We start from the raw sequence: 26,556 nt of genomic DNA on the forward strand, positions 1-26,556 counted from the left end.
CAGGCTTTTCACAGGGCCAGGGACAAGACTAGTCGAGCCTCGCAAGACTTCTAATAGAGTCCGTATTGGCTGCCAATAGCCTGACTCTGTCAGCGCACATCGATACAAGCAGCAAGGCGGCGGACATGCTTGAATATGACGCCACACCTCCCGACCGAGAGCCCTTGCCTTATGAACCGCAATGACCTGCGTCGCGTCGACATGAACTTGCTGGTCGTGTTCGAAGCCTTGATGCTCGAACGCAATCTGACCCGCGTCGCAGAAAAGCTGTTCATCTCCCAGCCTACCGTGAGCGCCGCTCTGGCCCGCCTGCGCGATCTGTTCGACGATCCATTGCTAATCCGCAATGCTCGTGCAATGGAGCCCACGGCACGGGCGCTGCAGATCTTCGCCGAACTGGCGCCGGCAATGGATGTGATTTCAGCTGCCATCAGCCGCGCCAAGGCGTTCGAGCCTGCCACCAGCTGCAATGTGTTTCGCCTCGGTTTGTCGGACGATGCCGAGTTCGGCCTGTTCCCTGATCTGCTCCAGGCCCTGCGCGAAGAAGCGCCACAGATTAGCGTGGTAGTGCGCCGGGCCAACTTCCTGTTGATGCCTGGGCTGCTGGCCTCAGGGGAAATCTCGGTTGGCGTCAGCTACACCACCGACCTGCCGGCCAACGCCAAGCGCCGCAAGCTCCGTGACATCGGTGTGAGAGTATTGCGCGCAGATACCCGCCCAGGGCCGTTGAGCCTCGACGAATACTGCGCCAGACCGCACGTGATGGTGTCGTTCTCAGGTGACATGAGCGGCAATATCGACATGGACCTGGCACGCATTGGCCGCTGCCGCAAAGTGGTGCTGGCCGTGCCACAGTTCGGGAGCCTGCGCGCCCTGCTGCGCAATACTGAATTAATTGCCACAGTGCCGGACTATGCTGCCCGCGCCCTGGCGGACGACGGTAGCCTGCGCGCCGACCCGGCGCCTTTTGCCATCAGCGAAGCCGAGCTGTCGATGGCCTGGAGCAGCGCCCATGACAACGACCCTGCCGAACGCTGGTTGCGCGAGCAGATCCTGCAGTTCATGGCCTCGGGCAACTGAACTGCAAGCCCTTGAGATCAGGCCTTTTTACCGCGCTGCATCCACGCCGCGCCCAGCCCGCTCAGGCAGATGATGGCGATGCCCACCAGGCTGGTGGTGTCTGGCGCCTGGCCGAAGATCAGCAGGCCCAACAGGCCGGCGAAGACGATTTGGCAGTAACTGAACGGCGCCAGCAATGCCGGCGCGGCAAAGCGAAACGCCTGGGTCAGGAGCAAGTGCGCAGTCATGCCAAAGCCGCCCAGGGCCAGCATCAACAGAGCGTGATGCCATTGCGGCGTCTGCCAGAAAAACGGCACCAGCGCCGTCATCACCAGGGTATTGCACAGGCCTGCGTAGAAGTTGCTGGTGGTCGGGCTGTCGTACACCGCCAGTTTACGCGTCAGCACCTGATAGAAGCAGAAGCCCAACGCCGAACCGAACGGGAACAGGATCGCCGGGGTGAACATCGCCCCGCCCGGATGCACCACCACCAGCACACCCACGAAACCCATCACCACCGCCAACCACTGGCCGAGCGTGACCCGTTCCTTGAGCAGCGGCACCGACAAGGCAGTCACCAGCACCGGAGCGAGGAAGTTGACTGCCGTTGCCTCAGCCAACGGTAGGTATTGCAGGCCGGCAGTGAACAGCAGGCTGGTGCTCAGCAGGCTCAAGGCGCGCAGAGTCTGTAGCACCGGGCGATGGGTACGCAGTACCGCCATGCCGGCCCTGGGCAGGAAGATCCCGGCCATCAACAGGGTGTGCACCAGGTAGCGTGCCCAGACCACCATGATGATCGGATAAAGACCGCCGAGGAACTTGGACAGGGCGTCGTGGCTGGCAAATAGAAGCGTGGCGACGACGACCAGCGCGATCCCTCGCAGAGGCTGATTGACTCCAGACAGCGGTGTACTCGAACTCATGGCGTTCTCGAAGGTGGCGTCGGCGGTTGCCGCGCCCGGGGACCTGCGCCGCCTTTGGGCAGCACGGATGTAATGACGGATTCTAGAAGAGATGAGTCAGCTTGCGATAGCCGCGATGCCGTCACAGCACCCTTGCGGACAATTTGCGTTCGCTGATCGACCACTTTTGCTCAACCCTGCATGGTCTGCCCGGTACCGATGCACCACCATGGGCCTGGCCTCTACCACTTGAACAAGGAGTTTTCATGCATAGGCTCACCTCCCAGCATGGCCTGGACATGCCCGCCATTGGCCTGGGCACTTGGCCGATGACTGGCGCCGAGTGCACCCGCGCCGTGCACCAGGCGCTGGAGCTTGGTTATCGGCACATCGATACCGCGACGGCGTACGACAACGAAGCTGCGGTAGGCCAGGCGCTGCGTGATAGCCCTGTCGCGCGTGAGCAGATCCACCTCACCACCAAAGTCTGGTGGGATCGCCTGACACCGACGGCGATGCGCCAATCGCTGGAGGACAGCCTGCGCGCCCTAGGCACCGAGCAGGTGGACCTGTTTCATATCCACTGGCCCGGTAAGGACTGGGACCTGGCGCGCAGTATCGACACCCTGGTGGCGCTGCGAGACGAAGGCAAGGCACGTTGCATCGGCGTGGCCAACTTCCCGCTGGGCCTACTACGCCAAGTGGCCGAAGAGCTGGGCGCACCGCTGTCGGCGATTCAGGTGGAGTACCACGCCCTGCTCGACCAGCAGCCATTGCTCGACTACGCCCGCCAGCACGGCATGGCGCTGACGGCCTATACCCCGCTCGCCCGTGGCCGGGTCGCCGAACAGCAGGTCATCCGCGACATCGCCGCCAAACACGGCGCACTGCCCAGCCAGGTTGCGTTGAAATGGCTGCTTGACCAGGACGGCGTGGCGGTGATTCCCAAGGCCAGCAGTGAGCACAATCAATTGTCCAACCTGGCGGCGTTGCAGGTGCAGTTGGATGATCAGGACCGGGCGCTGATCGCCGCCTTGCCGAAGGATCAACGGGTGGTCAACCCTGAGTTTGCTCCAGACTGGAACAGTTGAGCCCAGGAGCCGCTGCGATGGGTTGCGCAGCGGCCCTAGCGCACTTCAGCGCAGCAACGCCACGCTCTTCAAGCGCTCGCAGGCAGGCGCTGGCCGACCATACAGGTAGCCCTGGAAGTGCGAGCAACCCTCGGCGCGCAAGCGCTCCATCTGTTCAGCTGACTCCACACCTTCAGCCGTGGTCTTGATCATCAGGCTGTTGGAGAGCTCAGTAATGGCGCGGATGATCGACATCGCCTCGCGGCTGTCGCACATGTCATGGACGAACGACTTGTCGATCTTGATCCGATCGAACGGGAACGAGCGCAGATAGCCCAGCGACGAGTAGCCAGTGCCAAAGTCGTCCAGGGAAATCGACACGCCCAAGTCCTTCAGCGCCCGCAGGGTGCGCACGTTTTCCTCACTGTTACCCAGCAGCACCGATTCGGTGATCTCCAGCTCCAGGCGCAGCGGCGACAAACCGGAATCGGACAACGCCAGGGCGACGATATGCACCAGGTTGGCATTTTTGAACTGCACCGGTGACAGGTTGACCGAGACCACTTGTTCAGTGCCCCAGGTGGCCGCCTCCTGGCACGCCAGGTTGAGCGCACGGGCGCCGATTTCATGGATCAGCCCAGTCTCTTCGGCAATCGGGATGAAGTCCATCGGCATGATCATGCCCCGGCCCGGGTGCTCCCATCTCAGCAACGCTTCGTAGCCGGTCACCTCGTGGCTTTGTTGATCCACCACGGGCTGGTAATGCAATTGCAACTGGCCCAGGTGCAAGGCCGTGCGCAAGTCGGTTTCGACCAAGCGGCGCTGGCGGGCAGCCACGTCCAGCTCAAGGTGGAAGCACTCGAAGCGATTGCGCCCATTGCGCTTGGCTTCGTACAGGGCCATGTCGGCGTAGCCGAGCAGTTGTTCGGCCTGGTCGTGATCGTCCGGGGCGATGGCGATACCGATGCTCACCCCCACCGAAAACTGATGCCCTTCGATCTGGAACGGCGGGCACATGGCTTCGATCAAGCGCCGGGCGGTGTTGCAGGCAGATTCGGCGGTGTCCAGGCCAGCCAGAATCACGGCAAATTCATCGCCGCCCAGTCGGGCCAAGGTGTCATGTTCGCGCAGCTCCCGGCGCAGGCGTTTGCCCAGGGCGCGCAGTAGCTTGTCGCCAAAGGCATGGCCGAGGGAGTCGTTGATGTTCTTGAAGTTGTCCAGGTCCAGGCACAGCGCGGCGGTCAACTTGCCGGTGTCTTCGCCGCGCAGCAGCGCCTGCTTGAGCCGCTCGTTGAACAGGGTGCGGTTGGGCAGGCCGGTCAGAGCGTCATGATGGGCCATGTGGTGGATCTGCGCATGCGCGGCCAACTCTTCGGTGGCGTCTTCAGCGACGAACATGACGTAGTCGGCCTGGCCCTCACGCTTTTGGCTGAGCAAGGCGCGGCTACGCAAGGTGCGCGGACCGCGAGCCGTCTCTACCCGTGTTTCGGCAGCATAACCCTTGGTGCTGCGGGCACCGTTGGCCAGCTGCAGTTGCAGATACTCGGCAGCGCCGGGCAATAGGCATTCGCCCGGCAGGCGGCCAATCATGCTCGCGCCCTGGCTGCCGAACAGGCGCTCGGCCTGCTGGTTGGCCAGCAGGATGCGCTGGCTGTCCAAGTCCTGGACGATGACGCTGGCAGGGATGTTGGCAATCACCGAATCAAGAAAGCGCGACAAGTTGGCCATTTCCTGGCTGTACTGTTCAGCCAAGACCTTGGCCTCAAGCAGCTCAAGCTCGTAGCGGTGGCGCTCGGAGATGTCGCGGGTGACCTTGGCAAAGCCGAGCAGTTGGCCTTGTTCATCACGCACCGCATCGATTACCACATGGGCACGAAACGCACTGCCATCCTTGCACACCCGCCAGCCCTGCTCTTCGAAACGGCCAGTGCGCCGCGCTTGTTCCAGGTTCTGTTCGGGCAGCCCGGCTGCGCGGTCTTCATCTTCATAGAACAGGGAATAGTGCTTGCCCACGACCTCATCGGCGCTGTAGCCCTTGGCTCGCTGCGCCCCCGGATTCCAATTGGCGACCACGCCATCGGGGGTGAGCATGTAGATGGCATAGTCCACCACGCTCTGGATCAACAGCCGGTACATGATGTCGGAACTGGCAACTAGCGACATGGGTTTTCCCTGAACCTGCGACACGCACGAATGAATCCCCGGCCAGAGCGGCCGGGCCTTGAATAAGACGTGCTGGCATTATGCCGTGCAACCAACCATTTTGTGAACTGCGTCACATTTTCGGCGGGCGCTGTGGCAGGTATCAGTGGGTTTGAGTGGGTACCCAGTAATTGATCAGGTCGGTATCGTCCTCCAAGCTTATGGACTGGACCGGGCGTGGCAGGTCTGCCAGCACCGCGCTGCAAAATGCCATAGCCAGGCGATCTTGGCGATAGCAACGCAGCAACCAGTTGTGGGCGTCACTGCCCAGGTCAGCTGTCGCTCGGGCTGACGTCATCGCGGGGCAAGCCCGCTCCCACGCAGTATTTCAACGTGGGCTTGCCCCGCGATGACGCTGAAGGTCCACGTGGGAGCGGGCTTGCCCCGCGATGACATCAGTATTGACACCCCGCGATCAAACCGCAGCCACCGCGTCGATTTCCACCAACATCCCATCCAGCGCCAAGCGCGGCACCGGAATCAACGTGCAGGTGGGTTTCATCTGCGTACCCCAGGCCCGATCAGCCTCGGCCACCCACTGGCGCAGGCGCTGCTGATCATGCTCGACAATCAACAACGTCAGCTTGCACACCTGTGCAAGCCCAGCGCCCTTGGACGCCAACGCCAGGCGCAAATTGGCCAGGGCCTGGCGTGCCTGCTCGGCGAACAGCGGCGAGAGATTGCCCTGGGCATCCTCCCCACCTTGCCCGGCGATGAACAACAAACGGCTACCGGCCTGAACTTCAGCGACATGCGAATAGGCATTGGCGCTGGGGTCGTACAGCCCTTCGGGATTGGACAGTTGCAATGCACTGCTCATAAGGTCGCCCCATCGATGAAAAGAGCAACCGAGTATCAGACCTCAAGTAAAGTCGAGGTCAAGCCCATGCTACTTTTCCTCCAGTACCGCCCTGCCCTTGACCGCCCGCGGCCCGCGCCAGGCCCAGAACAGCAACCCGGGAATCGGTGCATAAACCACAAAGACAATCCACAACATCTTGCGTTCGGCGCGTCGCTCGCTGCCGATGATGTGCCAAATGGCCCAGATCTCCATCAGGATCACAAAGGCGGCGACGATGATCCAGAGCGTTCCGATTTCCATGAGCGTTCTCCTGTGAGCGTGTACTGGGTTGGGTAGCAGCCAGCGTCAAGGGTTCATTCGGATGTTGTCCAGCACGCCGCACGCTGGCAGAGTGGACAGCCGCTCTGCCCTGCACCTTGGAGACTTTGCATGCGTTTCAACCCTCGCCTGCTCGCCAGCGCCCGGCATATCGTGGTGTTTACCGGCGCCGGGGTATCTGCCGAAAGCGGCATCGCCACTTTTCGCGACAAGCTCACCGGCCTGTGGGAGCGTTTCGATCCGGCCGAGTTGGCCAGTGCCGAAGGTTTTCGCCGCGATCCAGCGCTGATCTGGGGTTGGTACGAGATGCGCCGGGCCGGCATTGCCCAGGCCCAGCCCAACCCCGCGCACTTGGCGATCGCCGAACTCGCTCAGCGAGTGCCGAAGCTGACCTTGGTCACGCAGAATGTCGATGACCTGCATGAGCGCGCTGGCAGCGCGGATGTCCTGCACCTGCACGGGCAGTTGGATGCAGCGCGTTGCTTTGACTGTGCGCGACCAGCGGGCGCGGTACTGGAGCTGCCCGAGGGCGCTGGCGACGGCAAGCGCATCGAGCCGCCGCTGTGCAGCGCCTGTGGCGGCCCGCTGCGACCAGGGGTGGTGTGGTTTGGCGAGAACCTGCCAGAGCAGGCGCTAAGCCAAGCATTTCTGGCGGCAGCCGATTGCGACCTGTTGCTGTCGATCGGCACCTCAGGCGTGGTGCAACCGGCGGCGATGATCCCCGGCGTGGCGCTTGAGGCCGGGGCCAGGGTGGTGCATATCAATCCGCAAGTGACAGGGGCTGGCCATGCCAGGGAGTTTGCCCTCGCTGGCAAGGCGGGCGAGCTGTTGCCGCAGCTGCTTAGAGAAGCATTCGGCTAAGTGCAAACGACCTCAAGGTCGCTTGGCCTGATCTATGGCGGCCTTCAGTGCGTTGGCGTCTGCGTACTCCTGTTGCGCCACCAGGCTGGCGTTGTCCAGCTGCAACCACAGTACCTGGCCCTCTTTGCCTGGATAGCGGCTGGCCACCTGGCCATCGCGGTCGAGCAGCACGCGGTAGCTGTAGTCGCGCATGGCCGGGATGGCGAACAGCTTGCTGATGATCGCCGGCATACGTTGAATGTCGGCCACGAACACCGCGCCCCGGGCTTCAAGGTAGCCCTGGAGCTGCTCGGCCAGGGCCGCCTTGACCAGCTTGGCACCGTCCATATCGCGCGCTACCAGCAAAATGCGCGTGCTGGGGCCGAGGCTATAGGCCTGATCGTGTTGATCGGGCAGCGTCCAGGGGGCGAGCTTGTCGCCGGTCTCCAAGGCCTGGGCCAGGACCGGTAGCAGGGCGAACAGCAGTGCGATGGCGTATTTCATTGCGGGTTCTCGGGTGCTTGGGAGGGGCAGCATAAAGCACAAAATGGATATTGGCAGTGCCGGCCTGTTCGCAGGCAAGCCCGCTCCTACAGGGATCGCGTTGCTGTTGAGATTGCGCGGGTTTACCCGCTAAGGGGCCGGCACTGCCAAGCCCAGGACTTGCCTGAACACGACCTCCAATACCACCCTGCCACCGGCACAGTTGTCTTTCCCCCGCCCCCCAAGCACACTCACCCGAGCCAGCCAGGAAGCGGAGTCCGCAGTGCCCACACCACGCCATTTCAGCAAGAAGACCAGCACCAGCAACATGCTGCGGCTCAAGTCCGCCACAGGCGAGGCGCACAAGCCATATCGGGTCGATTTCGTCTTGCTCGAACACTTCTCCATGGCCAGTTTCACCGTGGCGATGGACGTGCTGGTCACCGCCAACCTGCTGCGCGCCGACAGTTTCAGCTTTACCCCGCTGTCGCTGGATGGCGAGCGAGTGCTCAGTGACCTGGGCCTGGAACTGATCGCCAGCGACCTCGACCCTGCCGAGCTCAAAGCGTTGGATCTACTGGTCATCTGTGGCGGCCTGCGCACCCCACTCAAATATCCAGAACTCGACCGTCTGCTCAATGACTGCGCAGCGCACGGCTTAGCCATGGGCGGGCTGTGGAATGGCGCCTGGTTCCTCGGCCGCGCCGGGGTGCTGGCCGACTATGGCTGCAGCATCCACCCCGAACAACGCGCCAGCCTTGCCGAGCGCAGCCCGCAAACACGCATCACCCCGGCAAGCTTCACCTTGGACCGCGACCGCCTCACCGCCGCCAGCCCCAACGGCGCCATGGAGCTGATGCTTGGCCTGGTACGGCGCTTGTACGGTGACGCCCTGGCCGAAGGCGTCGAGGAGATCCTGTCGTTCTCCGGCGCTCGTTATCGCCAGGTCGGGCCAGGGGCTAAGAAGTCGATGAGCCTGCACCTGCGGACCATCGTCGAGCTGATGGAAAACAACCTGGAAGAGACCCTCAGCCTGGACCAGCTCGCCGCCTACAGCGGCCGCTCGCGGCGGCAGATCGACCGCCTGTTCCAGGCTCAGCTAGGCACCTCGCCACGGCGCTACTACATGGAGCTGCGCATCACCAAGAGCCGGCGCTTGCTGCAGTACTCCGACCTGTCGGTGATGGAAGTGGCAGTGGCCTGTGGCTTTGTCTCGGTATCGCACTTCAGCAAGTGCTATGCGGCGTACTTCGGCTACCCGCCGTCGCGCGAGCAACGGCTGGGCGAGTGACGGCGATCAGGCGCGGATGTAGTTGATCACCGCTTCGCAGATCATCTGCTTGTGGCGCTGCTTGACCTGTTCATCGGACAGGTCGATCTGGAAGATATCGCTGAAGGTATGGCGGTTGGAAACCCGATAGAAGCAGAACGAGCTCATCAGCATGTGCAGGTCGATGACCTCGATGCCCGCACGGAACACCCCTTCCTCGACACCCCGTTGCAAGGTCCTGGCCAACGCCTGCAAGACCAGGCTGCTCATTTCGCGAATGGCCGGGGTTTGCTTGACGTATTCGCCGTAGTGAATGTTCTCGGTGCAGACGATGCGCACGAAATCGACGTTGCGATCATGGTGATCGAAGGTGAATTCGACCAGGCGGCGGATCGCTTGCTCGGCCGGCAATGCCTCCATGTCGAGGTTCTGCTCGGTTTTGCGAATGTCTCCATAGAGCTTGACCAGGCACTCGACGTACAGCTGCTCCTTGCTGCCGAAGTAGTAGTAGATCATGCGCTTGGAGGTGGCGGTGCGCTCGGCGATGGCGTCGACCCGGGCGCCGGCCAGGCCCTGCTGGACGAACTCACTGATGGCGGCCTGGAGGATGTCCTCGCGGGTCTTCTCAGGGTTGTTCTTGCGCGCCTTGCGCCCCCCTTCGATGGCAGGCTGGCCGAGGCTGACTACAGAATCACTCATACCCACTCACAGGCTGTTTATTGGAATAAGCCAGGGATTATCCGTGAGTGGGACCTAGCAGGGAAGCGCGCTGTTGGTCGAGTGGTCAGGATCTTAGAGTGCCAGTGCCGACCTCTTCGCGGACAAGCCCGCACACATGTCCCTGCACAGCGCAAGCTGTGTGACCGACTCGGTCCCTGTGGGAGCGGGCTTGCCCGCGAACGAGCCAACGCGCATCGGGCCTTAAAGCACCAGTCTACGCGCCGCCCCGCTGCGCGCCTTGGCCATCGCCGCCAAGCGTACCGCGACGTTGGCCGCGCCGTATCCTGCGTATCCCCCCTTGCGCTGGATGATCTCGAAGAAGAAGCGCTCCTCGAACGGCTCGGTGTAAACGTGGAAGAACTCGCCGCCCTGGGCATCACGGTCGTACAGCACGTTGTAGTACGCCAGCTCACTGAGAAACTCATCGTCGAAATCAAAGCGTGCGGCCAGGTCGTCGTAGTAGTTCAGCGGGATCTCCAGCAACGGCACCCCTGCTTCTTTGGCGCGCGCTACTTCGCGGAAGATGTCCGCACAATCGAAGGCGATGTGGTGCACGCCTGAGCCACGATAATTCGACAGTGCGTGGGCGATGGCGGTGTTGCGGTTCTCGGAAATGTTCAGCGGCAAACGCAGGCTGCCGCACTGGCTGCGCAACGCCCGGCTCTTGACCAGGCCATAGGGGTCGGGCAGCACCACCTCGTCATCGGCGGCGAAGTCGAACAGGCTCTTGTAGAACAGCACCCAGCTGTCCAGCGACTCGGCTGGCAACGCCAGGGCCATGTGATCGATACGCTGCAGACCACCGGTGGCCTCATTGCCAGCATCAAGACGAAAATCACTGTCATAGATGGTCTGCCCCGCCCCGGCCTGCTCCACCAGGTAGATCAGGCTGCCATCCGGCGCCCTGACAGCGGGGATCTCTCGCTCGTTAGGACCGACCAGGCCACGGAACGGCTGGCCCCGGTAGGCGGTGGCACGCTGCAACGCAGCTTGGCCATCCTTGACCCGTAACGCAGTGGCACACAGCGAAGGGCCGTGGGCTTCGAAGAAGTTATGCGCGAACGAATAAGGCTCGGCATTGAGCACGATGTTTATATCGCCCTGGCGCAGCAAGCGCACGCCCTTGCTGCGGTGCGCCCCGGCCTCGGCAAAGCCCAGGCGCTTGAGCCAGCCGCCCAGACGCGCACCAACCGCTTCGTCGACGGCAAATTCGAGGAACTCAACGCCATCATAGGCACTGGCCGCCGGCGGGGCGAACAGCACATCGGGCTCTACCGCTCGCGCCTCGCGTTGCAATTGCAGACGGGTCTTTTCTTCCAGATAGAGCAGTGAGCGCAGGCCATCGGCGGCGTTCTGCCGGGTCGGCGCGGCGCGGAAGCCATCGTTGAAGATCTCCAGCGACAACGGCCCGCGATAACCCGTCGCCAGGATTGGCGCAAGGAACCCCGCCAGGTCCATTTCACCTTGCCCCGGGAAGCAGCGGAAATGCCGGCTCCACTCCAGCACGTCCATGGCCAGGATCGGCGCATCGGCCATCTGCACGAAGAAGATCTTGTCGCCAGGAATGTCGCCGATCGCGCGAGGGTCGCCCTTGAGCGACAAGGTGTGGAAACTGTCCAGGATCACCCCAAGCGCCGGATGATCAGCCTGGCGGACCAGGTTCCACACCTGCTGATAGGTGTTGACGTGACGGCCCCAGGCCAAGGCTTCGTAGCCAATGCGCAAACCTCGGGCGCCTGCGTGTTCGGCCAGCAGGCGCAAGTCATCTACCAGCAGCTGTTCATCGCCCAGGGCATCGGCCTGGACGTTGCTGCACACCAGCACCAGGTCGGTACCCAGCTCCTGCATCAGGTCGAACTTGCGTTCGGCGCGGTCGAGGTTTTTCTGTAGCCGGTCCCGGCGGCAGCCTTCGAAGTCGCGAAACGGCTGAAACAGGGTGATGGCGATACCCAGGTCGGCACACATCTGGCGAATCTCGCGCGGGCTGCCGGCGTAGTAAAGCAGATCGTTTTCGAAGATCTCGACGCCGTCAAAGCCGGCTGCGGCGATGGCTTCGAGCTTTTCCGGCAGGGTGCCGCTCAAGGACACGGTGGCAATCGAACGCTGCATGCTGGAGTTCCTTGTTATTGGAGCGCAGCCAGGACAACTGCGCGAATACGACAAAGCCGAAAACCGCGGCGGGTTCCTGGCACGATCGATTATTCGCAGGTAAAGTCGGCTCAGCAATTCATTTTGTACGGAACAGTTAGTTTTTGTTCGATTACCGAACAAAAGCGAATTTTGCGAATTGATCGGCGCCCAGCACTGGGCAACCATGAATCGCAGCACAGGCGATCCACCGGCGCTCCCTGCCCTGCCGAACGTTCGGCGGATCCTGTCTTGACCAGCCCAGCGTCACAACATAATAAGTTCAATAAATCGGGTAACGACCTATGCACACCTCCCTCGCCCTGCGATCCGCACCTGCTCGTTCGTCCTGTCTACGCAGACCTCGTTTGCGATCGTGCGCCTTGCGCTGAAACCACTCCCAATACTGATCGCACAGTGCTTCACCGCGGCCTTCGGCCGTGCGCGTGGCACCGTCTGCAGACTTACAAGAACAACGGAGACAACGATGGCTCACTCTAGCTCCCAAGCCAAGAAAGCGACTGCCAGCGGGTGGATAGGCTCGGCTCTCGAGTACTACGACTTCTTCATCTACGCCCAGGCTGCGGCGCTGATTTTCCCGCAGATCTTCTTCCCCTCAGTCGACCCGAAAATGGCCATCATCGCCTCGCTGGCGACCTACGGCGTCGGCTACCTGGCGCGCCCGGTGGGCGCCTTCGTGCTGGGTCACTGGGGTGATACCCGCGGGCGCAAAAACGTCTTGCTGTTGTGCATGTTCCTCATGGGCCTGTCGACCATGGCCGTGGGCCTGCTGCCGACTTACCACGACATTGGCATCCTGGCGCCGATCATCCTGGTGCTGCTGCGCCTGGTGCAGGGCTTTGCCGTCGCTGGAGAAATCTCCGGGGCCAGTTCGATGATCATGGAGCATGCGCCGTTCGGTCGACGTGGCTACTACGCCAGCTACACCCTGCAGGGCGTGCAAGCCGGCCAGGTGATGGCGGCGGCGGTATTCCTGCCACTGGCCTATTTCATGCCTAGCGAAGCCTTCAACGAATGGGGCTGGCGGATTCCGTTCCTGATGAGCGCACTGGTGCTGGTGGCCGGTTTCATCATCCGTAAGGAAGTGCACGAGACCCCCGCATTCGTCCAGGAAGAGAAGCAGGACAAGGTGGCCAAGTCGCCGATCAGCGAAGCCTTCCGCCACAGCTGGAAGCACATGGTGCTGGTGATGTTCATGGCCCTGATGAACGTGATCCCGGTAGTTGCCACCATCTTTGGCGCAGCCTATGCGGTACAGCCGGCCTATGGCATCGGCTTCGACAAGAGCGTGTACCTGTGGATTCCGGTGGTGGGCAATATCGTCGCGGTCTTGGTGATTCCGTTCATTGGCAACCTATCGGACAAGATCGGCCGCCGCCCGACCATGATTGCCGGGTGCCTGGGCTCGGGTCTGCTGGCGTTCGTCTATCTGTATGCGATCAGCATCCAGAACGTGCCATTGGCATTCGCCGCCTCGATCCTGATGTGGGGCATGGTCTACCAGGGTTACAACGCGGTGTTCCCAAGCTTCTACCCAGAGCTGTTCCATACCCGCTACCGGGTATCGGCCATGGCCATTGCGCAGAACGTCGGCACCATGCTCACCGCCATGCTGCCAGCGCTGTTCGCCGCCATCGCGCCACCGGGTTCGGACAACATCTGGCTGGTGGTCGGTAGCCTGGCGTTCTTTATCACCTGCATCTGCGCCTTTGCTGCGTACCTGGCGCCGGAGACCCATCGACTGGCGATGGAGGACCTGGGCAACCCCGAGGCCAAGCCAATGGAGAAAGCCGTATATGAGGCTAGCCGCAAGAGCAGCCTGAACGTAGCAACCCACTAACCGAGTATTGGGGCCGCTTTGCGGCCCCAGCACTTTTAGCCACGAACAACGTCCTGCAAGTTGGCCCACAACCGCTCCACATCCCCCCGCTCGGTCGGCAACGCTCCCACCGACACCCGTACCATCCACTGCCCTTCCAGCGTCGCAGGTGTCACATAAGCCTGCCCCGAAGCATTGAGCCGCTCTGCCCAGGCCCGGGTATGCGCATCCAGTGCCTGCTGCTCCAACCCACTAGGCCGATGGCGAATGCACAGCGTCTGCAATTGCACCGGCGCCAACACTTCCCACTCGGGCGCCTGCTGCACCTGCTCGGCCAGCCAACGGGCATTGTCCAGATCACGGCGCAGGCGCTGCTGCAAGGCCTCGACGCCTTCACTGCGCAGCATGAACCACAGTTTCAAGGCACGGAACCGCCGCCCCAACGGGATACCCCAATCGCGCAGGTTCTTCACTTCACCGTCGACCGCCGATTGCAGGTAGCTCGGGTTGGTGCTCATCACCCGGATCAGGTGCTGCGGATCACGCACGTAGTAGATCGAGCAGTCGAACGCTACACCCAGCCACTTGTGGGCGTTGACCACCACCGAATCGGCCAGCTCGATGCCGTCCCACATCCAGCGGCACTCCGGCAGGATCATTGCCGAGCCGGCCATCGCCGAATCCACGTGCAGCCACAAGCTGTGGGCTTGGGTAATGGCACCAATCGCGGCCAGCGGATCGAGCGCGGTGGTGGTCGTGGTGCCAGTGGTCGCGACTACGGCGCACGGCTGGTTACCGTCGGCAACGTCTTGCTCGATGGCCGCGCTGAGCGCCTCGGGCAGCATGGCGAAGCGCTCGTCGGTGGGGATCAGGCGGATATTCTCGCGACCAAAGCCTGCTAGCAGCGCCGCTTTATCCACCGAGCTGTGCGCATGGGCGCTGACGTAGATGATCAGTGGTTTGGCCTGGGCCTGCAGGCCACCGCGGGTCAGGGCGAAATCGCTGGCGCGCTCGCGGGCGCAGATCAACGCCACCAGGGTGCTGGTCGAGGCAGTGTCCTGGATCACCCCGCTCCACTGGTTCGACAGGCCCAGCAGCTGGCGCAGCCAGTCGAGGGTGGTCTCCTCCAGCTCGCTCAACGCAGGGCTCGATTGCCAGGACAGGCCCAGCACGCCAAGACCGGTGCTGAGGAAGTCGCCGAGTACTGACGACAGGGTGCCGTTGGAGGGGAAGTAGCCATAGAAGTCCGGGTGCTGCCAATGCGACAGGCCGGGCATGAGCAGTTGGTTGACGTCATCCAGGATCGCTTCGAACGGCTCGCCCTGTTGCGGCGCCGCGCTCGGCAAAGCGGCCTTGAGGTAGCCGGGCTCGACCTGGGCCATGACTGGGCGTTCGCCAACGGTTTGGCGGTAGTCGGCAATCAGGTCGATCAGTTGGTGGCCATACTGGCGAAATTGTTCCGGGGTCACGCGCGGTCTCCTTGGCAGGCTGAATTAGCGTTGTCAGTGCCGGCCCTATCGCGGGCAAGCCTGCTTCTACAGACATTGCGCACATCCTGTAGCAGCGGGCGTGCCCCGCGATAGGGCCTTCACTGACGCCACACTCAGCCCAGTCTAGGCCCCTGGCCGCACAGCAAGAACCCCACTTCGCGCATAGCTCCTATGGCAAAGGCGCATGCCCGCCCTGTACCCCGAACTGCGACTGACGCCACAACTCGAACACCCGGTTACGTAGCCAGCGGTGCTCGGCCGACGCCTGCAGGCGCTGATGCCAGACCACCCAGTAGCGCTGGGTGTGGTCAACAAAACCCAGCGGCCGCCAGGCCAGTTCATGCAACCGGCACAGCTGCCGGGCAATATGTTCGGGCACGGTGGCCAGTGCCTGGCTGTTGGCGATCACCTGCACGGTGGCGGAAAAGAACGGCACCTCCAGGCTGATCCGCCGCTGCAAGCCTTGGCCACGCAGGTGCCGGTCGATGAAGCTGTCCTTGTCACCGCCGCCGGAAATGCGCACATGCTTGAAGCTCAGGTAAGCGTCTTGATCGAGCACCTGCTGCGCCGCCAGTGGATGGTCGTGACGCATCAGGCACACCGCCCGGTCTTCGCCCAACAGGCGCCCATGCAGGTTGGCCGGCGACTCGTCGAACAAGGTCGTCGCCAGGTCGATCTCACCACTGGCGAGCAAGGCGTATTGCCCGGCCTGCCAGGTCCGGTACTCCAGCGACACGCCCGGCGCCTCGCGCTCCAGCGCCGCCACCAGCAGCGGCAGCATGTGCTCGGCGACGTAGTCCGAGGCGGCCAGGCAGAAGCGCCGCTCGCAGCGGGCCGGGTCGAAAGTGACCGGCTGGCGCAAGGCGTTGAGCTCTTCAAGCACCTGGCGCAGTGGCTCGACCAGTGCCTGGGCGTATTCGCTGAGCACGTAACCACGCCCCTGGCGTACCAGCAGGGGGTCATCGAAGGCTTCGCGCAGATGGGCGAGTTGGCGGCTCAGGGCCGATTGGCTACAGCCCAGGCGCTCGGCGGCGTGGCTGAGGTTTTTCAGCTGCAGCAGGCAATCGAGGGTGCGCAGGTGGGCCAGGCTGAGGGAGGCGAAGGTGGGGTTCATGAAGCAGCTCTGGGCGGTGTTCGCAAAAGTTCAATCGCGGGATAAGCCCGCTCCTACTGTAGGAGCGGGCTTGTCCCGCGATTGGGCCGCAACGCGGACCCGAGCACAGATCAGTCAGTCAGGCCGACATAGACGTTCTGCACGTCTTCGTTCTCGTCGATCGCCGCCAGGAACGCTTCGACCTCTTCCAGCGCCTCAGCACTCAGGCTAGCGGCGCTGACCGGGTTCTTCGGCGTGTAGCCGATCTTCGCCGAGGTCACGGTGAAGCCTTGCTCAGGCAGGGCCTTTTGCACGGCATCCAGGTCGGTGGTGTCGGTGATGAACAGGGTCGAGCCCTCTTCTTCGCCTTCCTCGAAGTCCTGGGCACCGGCTTCGATAGCGGCCATTTCCGGATCCGAATCAGGGTTGACCGGGGTCGCCTCGATCAGGCCGACATGGTTGAAGTCCCAGGCCACCGAACCGCTGGCACCCAACTGGCCTTTACGGAACAGCACGCGGATCTGGGCAACGGTGCGGTTGACGTTGTCGGTCAGGCACTCGACGATCAGCGGCACCTGATGCGGGGCAAAGCCTTCGTAGGTGACTGCGGTGTACTGCACCGCATCGCCATCCAGGCCTGCACCCTTGCGAATGGCCCGTTCCAGGGTCTCGCGGGTCATCGAGGCTTTCTTGGCCTGCTCCACTGCCAGGCGCAGGCGCGGGTTCATGTCTGGATCAGCGCCCGACTTGGCCGCGATCTGAATTTCCTTGGCCAGCTTGCCCATGATCTTGCCTTTGGCGTTGGCTGCGGCTTCTTTATGTTTGGCTTTCCACTGTGCGCCCATGTCGACTCTCTTTGTTTCAGGCGGCCGGTTCAGGAAGCGACCGGCCAAAGTGGGTGCAGTTTATACGCCCTCGCAGCGATGGGCGACAAGAGCTTGTTGTGCCAGCGCCATCAGGCTTTATCAGCCTTACCCGCCGCTGCGGCAAATCGCGCCAGGCGCACATCCAGATGGCGCGGGCGCAGGCCACGGTCCTCGGCGCGCTCTTTGCGGCGGATGGCGTTGCGCACCATCAGCGAGCCCAGGTAGCGGATGGGTTCGGGCGGGAACAAACCCAGCGGACCCTTGACCAGCGGTGAGCGGGTCCACGGGTTGTCCAGCCCCAACGCCAGCGACGACAAGATCTGCCCGCCCATGTGACAGGGGCCAACGCCGCTGCCGGAGTAGCCAAAGCCATAAAACACGTTGCCTTGCCCATCCAACCGGCCAAAGAACGGCAAGCCGGTCACCGAGCGATCCGACGGCCCGTTCCAGCTGGCCGCCAGTGGCACCTCGGCCAGGGCCGGGAAGAACTCGCTGAGGCTTTCGCGCAGCAATGGCAGGTAAGGCGACGGCTGGTCGAACACCGGCAGCATGCGCCCGCCATAGGCGAAGGTATTGCCACCCTTGCCAAGCATCAGCCGGCCATCGCTGGTGTTGTGGTAGTAGTGCACGAAGATCCGCGAGTCGAGCACGCTGATCCCGCTGTCCAGGCCAATCTCACGCAACAGTTCAGGGCACGGCTCGGTGATTACCATGTCGCTGGAAACAATCGCCACGCTGCGCTCGAACTGAGCAAATGCCCGGGCCATCCAGGCGTTCATGCCTAGCACTACCCGGTCGGCCTTGATCGTCCCGCGCTGGGTGCGCACCTGCACCGGTGCGCCATGTTCCAGGCCAGTCATGGCGGTACCTTCAAATATCCGCACACCGCGCTGCAGCGCGACCCGGCGCAAGCCGCGCACCAAGCGCCCCGGCTGAACGGTGGCCGCGGCTGGCGAGTACCAGCCCTCCAGGTGACGCGTCGAGCCAGCCAAGCGCTGCACCTGCTCCACTGCCAGGCGCTGGAACGAGTTGATGCCCTGCTGCGTCAGCGCAGCGATCACCGCATCGGTGCTGCCCATCTGCGCCAGGTTGCTGGCGGTGTAGAGGGTGCCGTCCATGCGGAAGTCGCACTGGATGCCATTGGCCGCGCAATACTCGCCGATGGCGGCGATACTGCGCTCGGACTCCTGCACCAGGCGCACCGCCTCGGCCGTGCCGAACAACCGCGCCAGGGTGAAGTACTTGGCCGACCAGGACAGCGCGCAGCCGCCATTGCGACCACTGGCGCCGGCGCCGCAGATGCCGGCCTCGATCAGCAGCACATCCAGTTGCGGCGCCTGCTCCTTGATCATCAGCGCAGTCCACAGCCCGGTATAACCGCCGCCGACAATGCACACATCGCAACGCTGATCGTCTGTCAGCGGCGGACACAGCGCCTCGCTTTCCTGCTCAAGGGCCTGTTGCAGCCAGAACGGTCTCATCTACTCGCTTTCCTTTAAGTACGCAGTGGCTTGATCGCCATGCTGGTATTGGGTGCCACGTCGCTGGCCTGTTCGGCGCTGGCCGGGCGGCTGTTCCAGTGCGGCAGCAGGACCAGGGCGGAGAACAATGCGCAGCCGGCGAAGACAATGAACACCGTGACGCTGTCAAAATACCCCGGCAGCAGACCGCCGAGCACCGCCCCGACCGAGCCGCAGCCATTGACGAAACCTGCGGCGGTGGCGCCGGCCTTGGCGCTGCCAAAATCGATGGCGGCGGCGCCGCTGATCATCGAGTCTGGCCCATACAGGGTCAGGCCCATGACGAACAGCAAGGCCACCACCAACACCACGCTGCCACTGGTCATCGCCGCCATGAACGCCGCCAGGGTGATAGTCAGCAGCAACAGGCTGATCACGCAGGCCGGCATGCGCCGGGCGCCGAACAGTTTGTCCGAGGCCAGGCCGATCATGATCGGCCCCAGCAACCCGGCCAGCTCAAAGGCGGTGGGAATGATCGCCGCGCCGACCTTGCCCACCGACGGCATCTGTTCGAAGACGATCACCGGCCCCCAGAGCAAAATGGCGTAGCGCGCAGGCTTCAACAAGAAATACGCCAGGCCCAGGGTCAGTACGGTGCGGTTGCGCAGGATCTCGCGCAGCGGCGCCCACACGCTGCACAGGTTCGAGCCCGGCGACATGCTTTGCGGCTCTGGCTCCACCGCAGGCAAGCCGACATCCTCAGGTTTGTTGCGCTGGAAGATGAAGAACAGCAGCGCCACTGCAGCCACCACCGCGGCACTGGAGAAGAACGCCGCATGCCAGCTACCAACCAGGGTATACGCCCACCAACCGGCGAATGGCGAGGCCACCAGGCCGCCGAAGGCGTAGCACGAGCTCCACAGCCCGAGCACCCGGCCGCGCTGGGAAGACGGGAAGAAACTACCGATGTTCTTGCACAGCCCCGCCCAGCCGGTGGACTGCGCCAGGCCTTGGATCAGCATGCAGGTGGCGAAGATCGGGAAGGTCGCGTAGCTGCCCATCACCACCGCCGCCGCCGCCGAAATCAGCAGCCCGCCGAGCACCACCACGCGCGGGCCGAAGCGGTCGGCGAGCATGCCCCAGGTGAACTGCCCCACCGCGTAGGCGGCCAGGTAGATTGCGTCGAGGTTGGCCATCGCGGCCTTGTCGAGCATGAAGCTTGGGTCTTCACCAATGCCAAGCTTGGCCACCGAGAAGGCCTTGCGGGTGAAGTAGAAGGCGGCGTAGGCCAGCCAGGTAATGGCGAAAATCTGGACACGCCAGCGTTTGATCGCCGCTAGGGATTGATTCATGTGAGTCTGACCTCTTGCTCAAGTGTGCCGGCAGAATGTGAAAAAACGCCTGTCTTGTTGTTGTGTTGCGCACTGCATGACGGTGGCCCGTCATGGGTCAGATGGCGCAGCAGTCTGGCGTGACCGCGTGCTGCCATGGCCGCTCAGGGCTGCTTGTGGCAGCGCCTTGAGGTTGAAGGGTATGGAAACAGGTGCTGACTGATAACAAAAATCGATTTATCGTATTTCACACATAAGCTCAGCTTGTTACTGGAGGCGGTATGTCGGTTTCCCAGGCTCAACTCAAGGCCTTTCACGCAGTCGCCGAGCACGGCAGCTTTACCCGCGCTGCGGAAAAACTGTTCCTGACCCAACCGGCGGTCTCCGATCAAGTGCGTAAACTGGAGGAGCGCTTCGGCGTGCTGCTGTTTCACCGCAACAAGCGTTCGGTACAACTGACTGACCTGGGCGAACGTTTGCTGGGCGTGACGCAACGGTTGTTCGCCTGCGAGGCCGAGGCGGTCGAGTTGCTGCAGGACTCTCGCGCCCTTCACACCGGCAGCCTGGTGCTGGCGGTGGATGCACCTGTGCACGTGCTGCCGCAGATTGCTCGTTTCTGCCAGCGTTATCCGGGGATCCAGGTAAAGATCGAGACGGGTAACACTGACGAATCCCTGGCCCGATTGTTCAGCTACCAGGCCGATCTCGCCCTGCTCGGTCGCGATGTCGACGACGAGCGCTTGTACTGCGTGCCGATGCGCCGCGACCCGATGGTGGCGTTCGTTTCGCACAACCATCCGTGGGCCAGCCGTGGCGCGATCAACCTGGCTGACCTGGATGACACACCGCTGGTGCTACGCGAGCCCGGCTCGGTGACTCGCCAGACGCTGGAAGAGGAAATGCAGCGAGCAGGCTTGCGTATCCGCCCGGCGATCCAGGTAGAAGGCCGCGAGGCAGCGCGCGAGGCGGTGGTGGTGGGGATTGGCGTGGGCGTGGTTTCGGCGGCGGAGTTTGGCGCGGATGCGCGGGTGTGCGCGTTGCCGATCATTGATTGTCAGCGGCATCTGACCGAAACGCTGGTGTGCTTGAGTGAACAGCGTACGCGGCGGGTGGTGGCGACTTTCCTGCAGATGGTTCAGGAAGATTTGTGATGAGCCTACCGGCCCCTTCGCGGCGGCTCGGCGCCCCGACAAGCCCGCGAAGAGGCATGACTGACCCAACACTGCCCGCTGCCACAACACCAACCCCTGTGACAGCGGGCTTGCCCGCAAACAGGCCATGACTGCCCCAACACAGCCCGCTGCCACAACGCCAATCCCTGTGGGAGCGGGCTTGCCCGCGAAGAGGCCGGTACAGGCGCTCTAGCAAACAGCCTATGCTAGGGATCCACTCGCCCACCAAGACCCCATATCATGCTCTATCGCTTAAGCGCTGACACCTTGGTCCTGCTGCATCTTGCCTTCATCCTGCTGGTGTTGTTCGGCGGCCTGCTGGTGCTCAAATGGCGCGCTGCCCTGCTGATCCACCTGCCCGCCGTAGCCTGGGGCCTGGCCGTGGAATGTCTGCACCTGGAATGCCCACTGACCGACTGGGAAAACCGCATGCGCGCCGCCGCAGGCGACGCCGGCTACCAGGGCGGCTTCATCGAGCACTACATCTGGCCACTGATCTACCCCGCCGGACTGACACCACAAATTCAGATCGGCCTCGGCCTGATCGTCCTGCTGCTCAACCTCGGCGTGTACGGCTACGTGATCTGGCGCTGGCGCCGCTAGCGGGTAGCGACCACGAACAAACGCGGGAACGCCAGCAGCACCTTGCCATCGGTCGCTGGCGGATAGTCCTTTTGCATGGCCTGTAGGTACAACTGCAAGAAGTCCTTCTGTTCAGCCTCGTCCAACCGCGCCAGGTACGGACGCAAGGCCGAGCCCTTGAACCACTCCACCACCGCTTCTGCACCGCCTGCCAGCGGGTGGTGATAGGTGGTGCGCCAGACATCCACCCGCGCGCACAGCGGGCTCAGCAAGTCGTAGTAGAAGCCGGCGTTGTGCCGCGGCGGCAGCGCGAAGTCGGCGAACTTGTCCGCCCACGGGCCACGGCTGGCGATCTCGCGCAACTGGCGATGGGCCGGTTCGTCGAGGTTGTCCGGGGTCTGCACGGCCAAGCTGCCACCTTGGCTTAGCTGCTCGATCAGGTGCGGATAGAGCGTGCCGTGGCTTGGCACCCACTGCAACGATGCGTTGGCGAGAATCAGCTCTTGAGGTTTGTGGGCAGTCCAATTGGCGATGTCGCCGATCTCGCAGCGCACTCGCGGCACGCCCAGGCGTGGGCGCTCCTTGGCCTTGGCGATCATGTCTGGATCACTGTCCAGCGCCAGGACCTGGGCATCGGGGTAGCGCTGCAACAACACTTCGGTGGAATTGCCCGGCCCGCAGCCCAAATCAGTGGCATGGTGAACCGAACAAGGAGGGACTGCGGCCAGCAAGTCGCGCACGGCGCGGGTACGTTCGTCTTCGAACAGGGAATATTGGTTGGCGGACCAGGCCATGGCGAACTCCTTAGGCGGACAATGCGTCTAGCATAAGCCATATACGCCCGCTTCGCGGGGCAGCCCACGTTAGCCCTGCCTCCTAGCCGACTGCGTGGGAGCGGGCTTGCCCCGCGATCAGGCCGGAACTGCCAGCGCCGCTCTCAGGTCATTGCAAAAAATAACCAGGATCACCGCCCACCATGATCAGCAAGCAACGCCTAGCCCTGCCCCTGGCCATCCTCGCCCTGATCGGCGCCGCCGCCCTGCTCGGCTCGCCATGGATGAACCAACCCTTCGAACTGGCCGACCTGCGTACCAGCAACGACCAGCAACTGACCCGCCAGCTGGAAGATGGCAGCCTGTTGCACCTGGCAGCGGACAGCGCGGTAGACGTCGAATTCGACCCGGTGCAACGCCGCGTGACACTGTTGCAAGGCAGCCTGTCACTGCACGTTTCTGCGACCGATAGCCGACCTTTCATGCTCGTCACCGAGCACGGCACCCTCGCCACCCAAGACGCTAACCTGAAGCTTGAGCGCGATGCCAAGCGTTCACACATCACCCTGCTCAACGGAAGCGCCGAACTCGACAGCGCTGGCCAACGCCTGCACCTGAACGCCGGCCAGCAACTGCGCTTCGACCAGGCAGGCCCTGAACACCCTCACAATTAGCGCCCACAAACAAACGCGGCCGGCCCCTTGCGGGAACCGGCCGACGTCAACCAACGAGTCGCTTAGTGCTTGTTGGCGGTGCGCATCTGATGCACCACACCCATCGCCACCACCACCGCAGCGGCGATACCGGTGGAGATCACCAGGATCTGGTAGTCAGGCATGAACGCCATGGTCACCAAGGCGGCAACGATGAAGGCGATCACCAGGTAGGTCAGCCACGGGAACAGCCACATCTGCAGGCGGATCTCCTTGCCTTCGGCAATCAGCTTGCGGCGCATGCGCAGCTGCGAGAAGGCAATCACCAGGTACACCAGCAAGGCGATCATGCCGGTGGTGTTCATCAGCGTTTCCAGCACGTCTTTCGGACGCAGGGTCTCGCTGAAGTTGATCAGCGCACAGACGACCGCCACTGCGCACGAGCCAATGATGGCAAAGACCGGCACACCGGTACCGGCGCGGGTGATCTTGAAGAACGACGGCGCATCGCCACGCTGGGCCAGGGAGAACAGCATGCGCGAGGCCGTGTAGTGACCGGAGATCAAGCAGCTGCTCACCGAGGTCAGCACCACGAAGTTCATCAGCAGCTCAGCGTAAGGCACGCCCAGCAGCTCCAGGGTCCGGCGGTAGGCGCCATAACCCGACTCCCCCAGGTGCGGGTCGTTCCACGGTACCAGGCAGACGATCAGGAAGATCGAACCTACGTAGAACAGGCACACACGCCATACCACCGAGTTGGTGGCCTTGACGATCTGCCCGGCTGGGTCCTTGGACTCGGAGGCGGCGATGGTGACGATTTCCGCACCGAGGAAGGCGAACATCACACCCAGCAACGCACCAATCACCGTGGTGATGCCATTGGGCATGAAGCCTTCGGCGGTCAGGTGGCTCATGCCGCGCACTTCACCGAACTGCCAGATGTTCAGCACTGCCGCGCCGCAGACGATCAGGAAGCAGACGATCGCGATCACCTTGATCAAGGCGAACCAGAACTCGAACTCACCGTAGTGCTTGACGTTGAAGAAGTTGACCGTGATCAGCACCAAGGTGGTGGCCAGGACGAACACGTTGACGCTCACACTCGGGAAGAAACCATGCAGGATCTTGCCCGCCACATAAGCTTCCCAGGCCATCAGGATGACCCAGTACCACCAATACAACCAGCCGATGGTGAAACCTGCCCAGCGACCAATGGCGCGGTCGGCATAGGTCGAGAACGAGCCGGTGTCCGGCGAGGACGTCGCCATCTCGCCGAGCATGCGCATGATCAGTACCACCAGGATGCCGCCGGCCAGATAGGCCAGGACAGCGGCGGGACCGGCGCTGTGGATCACGCTGCCGGAGCCGACGAACAGTGCGCCGCCGATAACCCCGGCGATCGACATCATCGTCAGGTGGCGCGACTTGAGCGAAGCATTGAGCTTGCTCTCCGGCGCCCCTTTGGCGGATGCGGTGGATGTGGATGTTGCGTCCATCAGTTGTGTACCCCGTGCTTCTTTTTATCCAAGGAAATCCGTGAAACCCCGATGGCTAGCGGTTTCACCTGTACATCAGTGCTAATGCGGGCAGGAGGTGTGCACACGGCACACGCAGGCCATCCATGGCGGCCTGCTTACGCGTTCGAGGGCTGGCCCCCGGACGAACTGAACCGGTTGATCACGCGTGCGCAAGCCGAACGGCGGCTAGACTCCAGCCCATTCGACTTGGCAAAAAGATGATGCGAGGCGGGCCTCGACGAAAAAGCAGCAAAATTATGATTGTTCATGACGCTGGTGTGCCTGCACTGCAAAAGGTGTCTGGCGATCTCAGACACCTAATGTAAAAATGTCGGACACAGAGAGCCATGCACAGTGGCATGAAAGTCGCACTGCACTGTACAGGCCGTCGATGCAATACACCCGCGACACCCTGCAGGCGCTTGGCGTTATGCACACCTGAAGGCAGCCCAATGCTCGTACTACATCCAGACTCCTCCACCCCGCTGGTCAACCAGATCATCGACGGGTTACGCGAGCTGATCGACAACCAGACCCTCAAGCCCGGCGCCAAGGTCCCGTCTATCCGCGCCTTTGCCGCGACCTACTCGGTGAGCACCTTTACCGTGGTCGAAGCCTATGACCGTCTGGTCGCCCAAGGGCTGCTGGTCAGCCGCGGCAACGCGGGGTTCTTCGTCAATCGCGCAGCAGGCGAGTTGCTGGATAGTCAGCATCAGGAAACCGACACCACTCGACCCTCGTTCAACTCCGAGTGGTACCTGCAACAGATCTTCGAAACCCGCCAATTGCCGTTCAAGCCCGGTTGCGGCTGGCTGCCCAACGACTGGATGTACGAAGACGGCCTGCGCCGCGGCATGCGCCAGGTCGCCGGCAGCCCCCTGGAGTTGTCCGGCTACGGCGACCCGATGGGCCTGCCGGAGCTGCGCGCACTAACCGCGCAGAACCTGCAACAGGAGCTGTCGATCGTCGCCAACCCGGCGCAACTGATGCTCACCCATGGCGCCAGCCAGGCGCTGGACCTGGCCGTGCGCACCCTGGTGCGCCCAGGTGACGTGGTGCTGGTGGACGACCCCGGCTACCCCAACCTGATGAGCATCCTGCGCTTTCAGGGCGCAACCCTGATCGGCGTGCCGCGAACCCCGGCCGGCTACGACCTCGACCAGCTCGAACGACTGCTGGCGCATCACCGCCCAACCGCCTTCTTCACCCAGCCGCACCTGCACAGCCCGACCTGCTCGCGCACCCCATTGCCACAGCTGCACCGCCTGTTGCAGTTGTCTTCCCAGCACGGTTTCCGCCTGGTGGAAAACAACCTGTACGCCGACATGGTCGCCGAACCGCAGCCCTGCCTGGCCAGCCTCGATCACCTGCAACAGGTGGTCTACGTGGGCAGTTACTCGAAAAGCATCTCGCCCAATGTGCGGGTCGGCTACCTGGTCGCCAACCCCGAGCTGATGCAGCAGTTGCTGCACCTGAAGATGCGCTCGGGCCTGACCACCTCGCAGGTGATGGAGCGCGTGGTCTATGCCGCGATCATCGACGGGCGCTGGCGCAAGCACCTCAAGCGCCTGCGCCAGCGCCTGGCCGAGGCGCACCAGGAAGTTGGCCGGCATCTGCACCGGCTGGGCTTTGAGTTGTTCATCGAGTCCGATGAAGGCATGTACGTCTGGACCCGCCACCCCGCCCTGCCCGACAGCGCCGCGCTGCTGGACGATGCCCTGGAGCAAGGCATCATGCTCGGGCCTGGGCAGCTATTCATGGTCGATGCCCAGGCGACCGGCTGGATGCGCTTCAACGTGGCGTTCAGTACCGATCCGGCGATGTGGGAGTTGCTGGAGAAGGTGCTGGTCAAGCATGTGCGCAGGAGCGGTCTGTAGTTTTTCAGTGCTGTTCTCATCGCGGGGCAAGCTCGCTCCTACAGGTCCTGCGCCGACTTTCAGCAACGGCGCAAGGCATGCAGGAACGGGCCCCGCGATGAGGTCGCCA

23 protein-coding genes are annotated in these 26,556 nt (G+C 62.9%); 9 read left to right on the forward strand and 14 right to left on the reverse strand.

From position 1 onward, the window contains the following. The first annotated feature begins 171 nt into the window (after positions 1 to 171). Positions 172 to 1,080 carry a LysR family transcriptional regulator gene (locus AAZU54_RS03130; protein WP_186553562.1) on the forward strand — a complete coding sequence of 303 codons (909 nt, stop codon included), beginning with the start codon at positions 172 to 174 and terminating at the stop codon, positions 1,078 to 1,080. A gap of 17 nt (positions 1,081 to 1,097) precedes the next feature. Here the strand turns inward: AAZU54_RS03130 and AAZU54_RS03135 are convergent, their stop codons facing one another. Then, entirely contained in the window at positions 1,098 to 1,982 is an 885-nt protein-coding gene (locus AAZU54_RS03135) for a DMT family transporter (RefSeq protein WP_186553563.1), read from the reverse strand. A 245-nt stretch (positions 1,983 to 2,227) separates the two neighbouring features. Between AAZU54_RS03135 and AAZU54_RS03140 the strand changes: the two genes are divergently transcribed. After that, a complete protein-coding gene (locus tag AAZU54_RS03140; protein WP_186553564.1) occupies positions 2,228 to 3,052 on the forward strand; it encodes an aldo/keto reductase in 825 nt (274 codons plus the stop codon). Positions 3,053 to 3,097: 45 nt separating this feature from the next. On the opposite strand, the gene AAZU54_RS03145 is transcribed toward AAZU54_RS03140, so the two are convergent. The 3 genes from AAZU54_RS03145 to AAZU54_RS03155 form a co-directional block, all read right to left on the reverse strand. Continuing rightward, positions 3,098 to 5,194 (reverse strand): sensor domain-containing protein, encoded by a 2,097-nt coding sequence (locus tag AAZU54_RS03145; RefSeq protein ID WP_186553565.1) that lies wholly within the window; start codon positions 5,192 to 5,194, stop codon positions 3,098 to 3,100. A gap of 454 nt (positions 5,195 to 5,648) precedes the next feature. Next, a complete protein-coding gene (locus AAZU54_RS03150) occupies positions 5,649 to 6,053 on the reverse strand; it encodes a RidA family protein (RefSeq protein WP_405128979.1) in 405 nt (134 codons plus the stop codon). Between the two features lie 69 nt (positions 6,054 to 6,122). Then, positions 6,123 to 6,335 carry a PLDc N-terminal domain-containing protein gene (locus tag AAZU54_RS03155; RefSeq protein WP_186553567.1) on the reverse strand — a complete coding sequence of 71 codons (213 nt, stop codon included), beginning with the start codon at positions 6,333 to 6,335 and terminating at the stop codon, positions 6,123 to 6,125. A 129-nt stretch (positions 6,336 to 6,464) separates the two neighbouring features. Here AAZU54_RS03155 and AAZU54_RS03160 point away from each other — a divergent pair, with 129 nt between their 5' ends. Then, complete coding sequence (locus AAZU54_RS03160; protein ID WP_186553568.1) at positions 6,465 to 7,214, forward strand: SIR2 family NAD-dependent protein deacylase; 750 nt, start codon at positions 6,465 to 6,467, stop codon at positions 7,212 to 7,214. A gap of 12 nt (positions 7,215 to 7,226) precedes the next feature. On the opposite strand, the gene AAZU54_RS03165 is transcribed toward AAZU54_RS03160, so the two are convergent. Further along, entirely contained in the window at positions 7,227 to 7,697 is a 471-nt protein-coding gene (locus AAZU54_RS03165) for an FAD/FMN-containing dehydrogenase (protein WP_434726509.1), read from the reverse strand. Positions 7,698 to 7,959: 262 nt separating this feature from the next. Here AAZU54_RS03165 and AAZU54_RS03170 point away from each other — a divergent pair, with 262 nt between their 5' ends. Next, entirely contained in the window at positions 7,960 to 8,967 is a 1,008-nt protein-coding gene (locus AAZU54_RS03170; RefSeq protein WP_186553570.1) for a GlxA family transcriptional regulator, read from the forward strand. 6 nt (positions 8,968 to 8,973) lie between these two features. Here the strand turns inward: AAZU54_RS03170 and AAZU54_RS03175 are convergent, their stop codons facing one another. Both AAZU54_RS03175 and quiC read right to left on the reverse strand, forming a co-directional pair. Next, entirely contained in the window at positions 8,974 to 9,645 is a 672-nt protein-coding gene (locus AAZU54_RS03175; protein WP_186553571.1) for a TetR/AcrR family transcriptional regulator, read from the reverse strand. A gap of 222 nt (positions 9,646 to 9,867) precedes the next feature. Then, a complete protein-coding gene (quiC, locus tag AAZU54_RS03180) occupies positions 9,868 to 11,775 on the reverse strand; it encodes a 3-dehydroshikimate dehydratase QuiC (protein WP_186553572.1) in 1,908 nt (635 codons plus the stop codon). A 505-nt stretch (positions 11,776 to 12,280) separates the two neighbouring features. Here quiC and AAZU54_RS03185 point away from each other — a divergent pair. Further along, positions 12,281 to 13,654 (forward strand): MFS transporter, encoded by a 1,374-nt coding sequence (locus AAZU54_RS03185; protein ID WP_186553573.1) that lies wholly within the window; start codon positions 12,281 to 12,283, stop codon positions 13,652 to 13,654. A 35-nt stretch (positions 13,655 to 13,689) separates the two neighbouring features. Here the strand turns inward: AAZU54_RS03185 and AAZU54_RS03190 are convergent, their stop codons facing one another. From AAZU54_RS03190 to AAZU54_RS03210, 5 genes are all read right to left on the reverse strand, one after another. After that, the gene (locus tag AAZU54_RS03190) at positions 13,690 to 15,102 is read right to left on the reverse strand and encodes a DOPA decarboxylase (protein WP_186553574.1); all 1,413 of its coding nucleotides are present in this window, start codon (positions 15,100 to 15,102) and stop codon (positions 13,690 to 13,692) included. Between the two features lie 190 nt (positions 15,103 to 15,292). Next, positions 15,293 to 16,237, reverse strand: coding sequence for a LysR family transcriptional regulator (locus AAZU54_RS03195; protein WP_186553575.1), 945 nt, complete (start codon positions 16,235 to 16,237; stop codon positions 15,293 to 15,295). 110 nt (positions 16,238 to 16,347) lie between these two features. Further along, positions 16,348 to 17,061: a YebC/PmpR family DNA-binding transcriptional regulator gene (locus AAZU54_RS03200; RefSeq protein WP_186553576.1), complete on the reverse strand. Its 714-nt coding sequence runs from the start codon at positions 17,059 to 17,061 to the stop codon at positions 16,348 to 16,350. 110 nt (positions 17,062 to 17,171) lie between these two features. Then, positions 17,172 to 18,563 carry an FAD-dependent oxidoreductase gene (locus AAZU54_RS03205; RefSeq protein WP_434726510.1) on the reverse strand — a complete coding sequence of 464 codons (1,392 nt, stop codon included), beginning with the start codon at positions 18,561 to 18,563 and terminating at the stop codon, positions 17,172 to 17,174. A 14-nt stretch (positions 18,564 to 18,577) separates the two neighbouring features. Then, positions 18,578 to 19,894: an MFS transporter gene (locus AAZU54_RS03210; protein WP_186553578.1), complete on the reverse strand. Its 1,317-nt coding sequence runs from the start codon at positions 19,892 to 19,894 to the stop codon at positions 18,578 to 18,580. Between the two features lie 260 nt (positions 19,895 to 20,154). Here AAZU54_RS03210 and AAZU54_RS03215 point away from each other — a divergent pair, with 260 nt between their 5' ends. Together AAZU54_RS03215 and AAZU54_RS03220 are read left to right on the forward strand one after the other, a co-directional pair. Next, a complete protein-coding gene (locus AAZU54_RS03215) occupies positions 20,155 to 21,024 on the forward strand; it encodes a LysR substrate-binding domain-containing protein (RefSeq protein WP_186553579.1) in 870 nt (289 codons plus the stop codon). Positions 21,025 to 21,285: 261 nt separating this feature from the next. After that, positions 21,286 to 21,648: a DUF2784 domain-containing protein gene (locus AAZU54_RS03220; protein ID WP_186553580.1), complete on the forward strand. Its 363-nt coding sequence runs from the start codon at positions 21,286 to 21,288 to the stop codon at positions 21,646 to 21,648. Here the strand turns inward: AAZU54_RS03220 and tam are convergent. Continuing rightward, complete coding sequence (gene tam, locus AAZU54_RS03225; RefSeq protein WP_312155118.1) at positions 21,645 to 22,421, reverse strand: trans-aconitate 2-methyltransferase; 777 nt, start codon at positions 22,419 to 22,421, stop codon at positions 21,645 to 21,647. The genes AAZU54_RS03220 and tam overlap by 4 nt on opposite strands. Before the next feature lie 182 nt (positions 22,422 to 22,603). On the opposite strand from tam, the gene AAZU54_RS03230 reads away from it, so the two are divergent. Further along, the gene (locus AAZU54_RS03230; RefSeq protein ID WP_186553582.1) at positions 22,604 to 23,074 is read left to right on the forward strand and encodes a FecR domain-containing protein; all 471 of its coding nucleotides are present in this window, start codon (positions 22,604 to 22,606) and stop codon (positions 23,072 to 23,074) included. A gap of 62 nt (positions 23,075 to 23,136) precedes the next feature. Here the strand turns inward: AAZU54_RS03230 and AAZU54_RS03235 are convergent, their stop codons facing one another. Beyond that, positions 23,137 to 24,549: an amino acid permease gene (locus AAZU54_RS03235; RefSeq protein WP_405128982.1), complete on the reverse strand. Its 1,413-nt coding sequence runs from the start codon at positions 24,547 to 24,549 to the stop codon at positions 23,137 to 23,139. 473 nt (positions 24,550 to 25,022) lie between these two features. Here AAZU54_RS03235 and AAZU54_RS03240 point away from each other — a divergent pair, with 473 nt between their 5' ends. Beyond that, positions 25,023 to 26,447 (forward strand): PLP-dependent aminotransferase family protein, encoded by a 1,425-nt coding sequence (locus tag AAZU54_RS03240; RefSeq protein ID WP_434726511.1) that lies wholly within the window; start codon positions 25,023 to 25,025, stop codon positions 26,445 to 26,447. Positions 26,448 to 26,556 lie beyond the last annotated feature (109 nt).

It is taken from the genome of Pseudomonas sp. Je.1.5.c (assembly GCF_051129895.1).
Lineage (GTDB): Bacteria > Pseudomonadota > Gammaproteobacteria > Pseudomonadales > Pseudomonadaceae > Aquipseudomonas > Aquipseudomonas urmiensis.

Bases quoted from the DNA above. Each gene is read 5' to 3' on its own strand.
- AAZU54_RS03130 (WP_186553562.1), top strand. From the start codon at position 172: ATGAACCGCAATGACCTGCGTCGCGTCGACATGAACTTGCTGGTCGTG.
- AAZU54_RS03135 (WP_186553563.1), bottom strand. From the start codon at position 1,982: ATGAGTTCGAGTACACCGCTGTCTGGAGTCAATCAGCCTCTGCGAGGG.
- AAZU54_RS03140 (WP_186553564.1), top strand. From the start codon at position 2,228: ATGCATAGGCTCACCTCCCAGCATGGCCTGGACATGCCCGCCATTGGC.
- AAZU54_RS03145 (WP_186553565.1), bottom strand. From the start codon at position 5,194: ATGTCGCTAGTTGCCAGTTCCGACATCATGTACCGGCTGTTGATCCAG.
- AAZU54_RS03150 (WP_405128979.1), bottom strand. From the start codon at position 6,053: ATGAGCAGTGCATTGCAACTGTCCAATCCCGAAGGGCTGTACGACCCC.
- AAZU54_RS03155 (WP_186553567.1), bottom strand. From the start codon at position 6,335: ATGGAAATCGGAACGCTCTGGATCATCGTCGCCGCCTTTGTGATCCTG.
- AAZU54_RS03160 (WP_186553568.1), top strand. From the start codon at position 6,465: ATGCGTTTCAACCCTCGCCTGCTCGCCAGCGCCCGGCATATCGTGGTG.
- AAZU54_RS03165 (WP_434726509.1), bottom strand. From the start codon at position 7,697: ATGAAATACGCCATCGCACTGCTGTTCGCCCTGCTACCGGTCCTGGCC.
- AAZU54_RS03175 (WP_186553571.1), bottom strand. From the start codon at position 9,645: ATGAGTGATTCTGTAGTCAGCCTCGGCCAGCCTGCCATCGAAGGGGGG.
- quiC (WP_186553572.1), bottom strand. From the start codon at position 11,775: ATGCAGCGTTCGATTGCCACCGTGTCCTTGAGCGGCACCCTGCCGGAA.
- AAZU54_RS03185 (WP_186553573.1), top strand. From the start codon at position 12,281: ATGGCTCACTCTAGCTCCCAAGCCAAGAAAGCGACTGCCAGCGGGTGG.
- AAZU54_RS03195 (WP_186553575.1), bottom strand. From the start codon at position 16,237: ATGAACCCCACCTTCGCCTCCCTCAGCCTGGCCCACCTGCGCACCCTC.
- AAZU54_RS03200 (WP_186553576.1), bottom strand. From the start codon at position 17,061: ATGGGCGCACAGTGGAAAGCCAAACATAAAGAAGCCGCAGCCAACGCC.
- AAZU54_RS03205 (WP_434726510.1), bottom strand. From the start codon at position 18,563: ATGAGACCGTTCTGGCTGCAACAGGCCCTTGAGCAGGAAAGCGAGGCG.
- AAZU54_RS03210 (WP_186553578.1), bottom strand. From the start codon at position 19,894: ATGAATCAATCCCTAGCGGCGATCAAACGCTGGCGTGTCCAGATTTTC.
- AAZU54_RS03215 (WP_186553579.1), top strand. From the start codon at position 20,155: ATGTCGGTTTCCCAGGCTCAACTCAAGGCCTTTCACGCAGTCGCCGAG.
- AAZU54_RS03220 (WP_186553580.1), top strand. From the start codon at position 21,286: ATGCTCTATCGCTTAAGCGCTGACACCTTGGTCCTGCTGCATCTTGCC.
- tam (WP_312155118.1), bottom strand. From the start codon at position 22,421: ATGGCCTGGTCCGCCAACCAATATTCCCTGTTCGAAGACGAACGTACC.
- AAZU54_RS03230 (WP_186553582.1), top strand. From the start codon at position 22,604: ATGATCAGCAAGCAACGCCTAGCCCTGCCCCTGGCCATCCTCGCCCTG.
- AAZU54_RS03235 (WP_405128982.1), bottom strand. From the start codon at position 24,549: ATGGACGCAACATCCACATCCACCGCATCCGCCAAAGGGGCGCCGGAG.
- AAZU54_RS03240 (WP_434726511.1), top strand. From the start codon at position 25,023: ATGCTCGTACTACATCCAGACTCCTCCACCCCGCTGGTCAACCAGATC.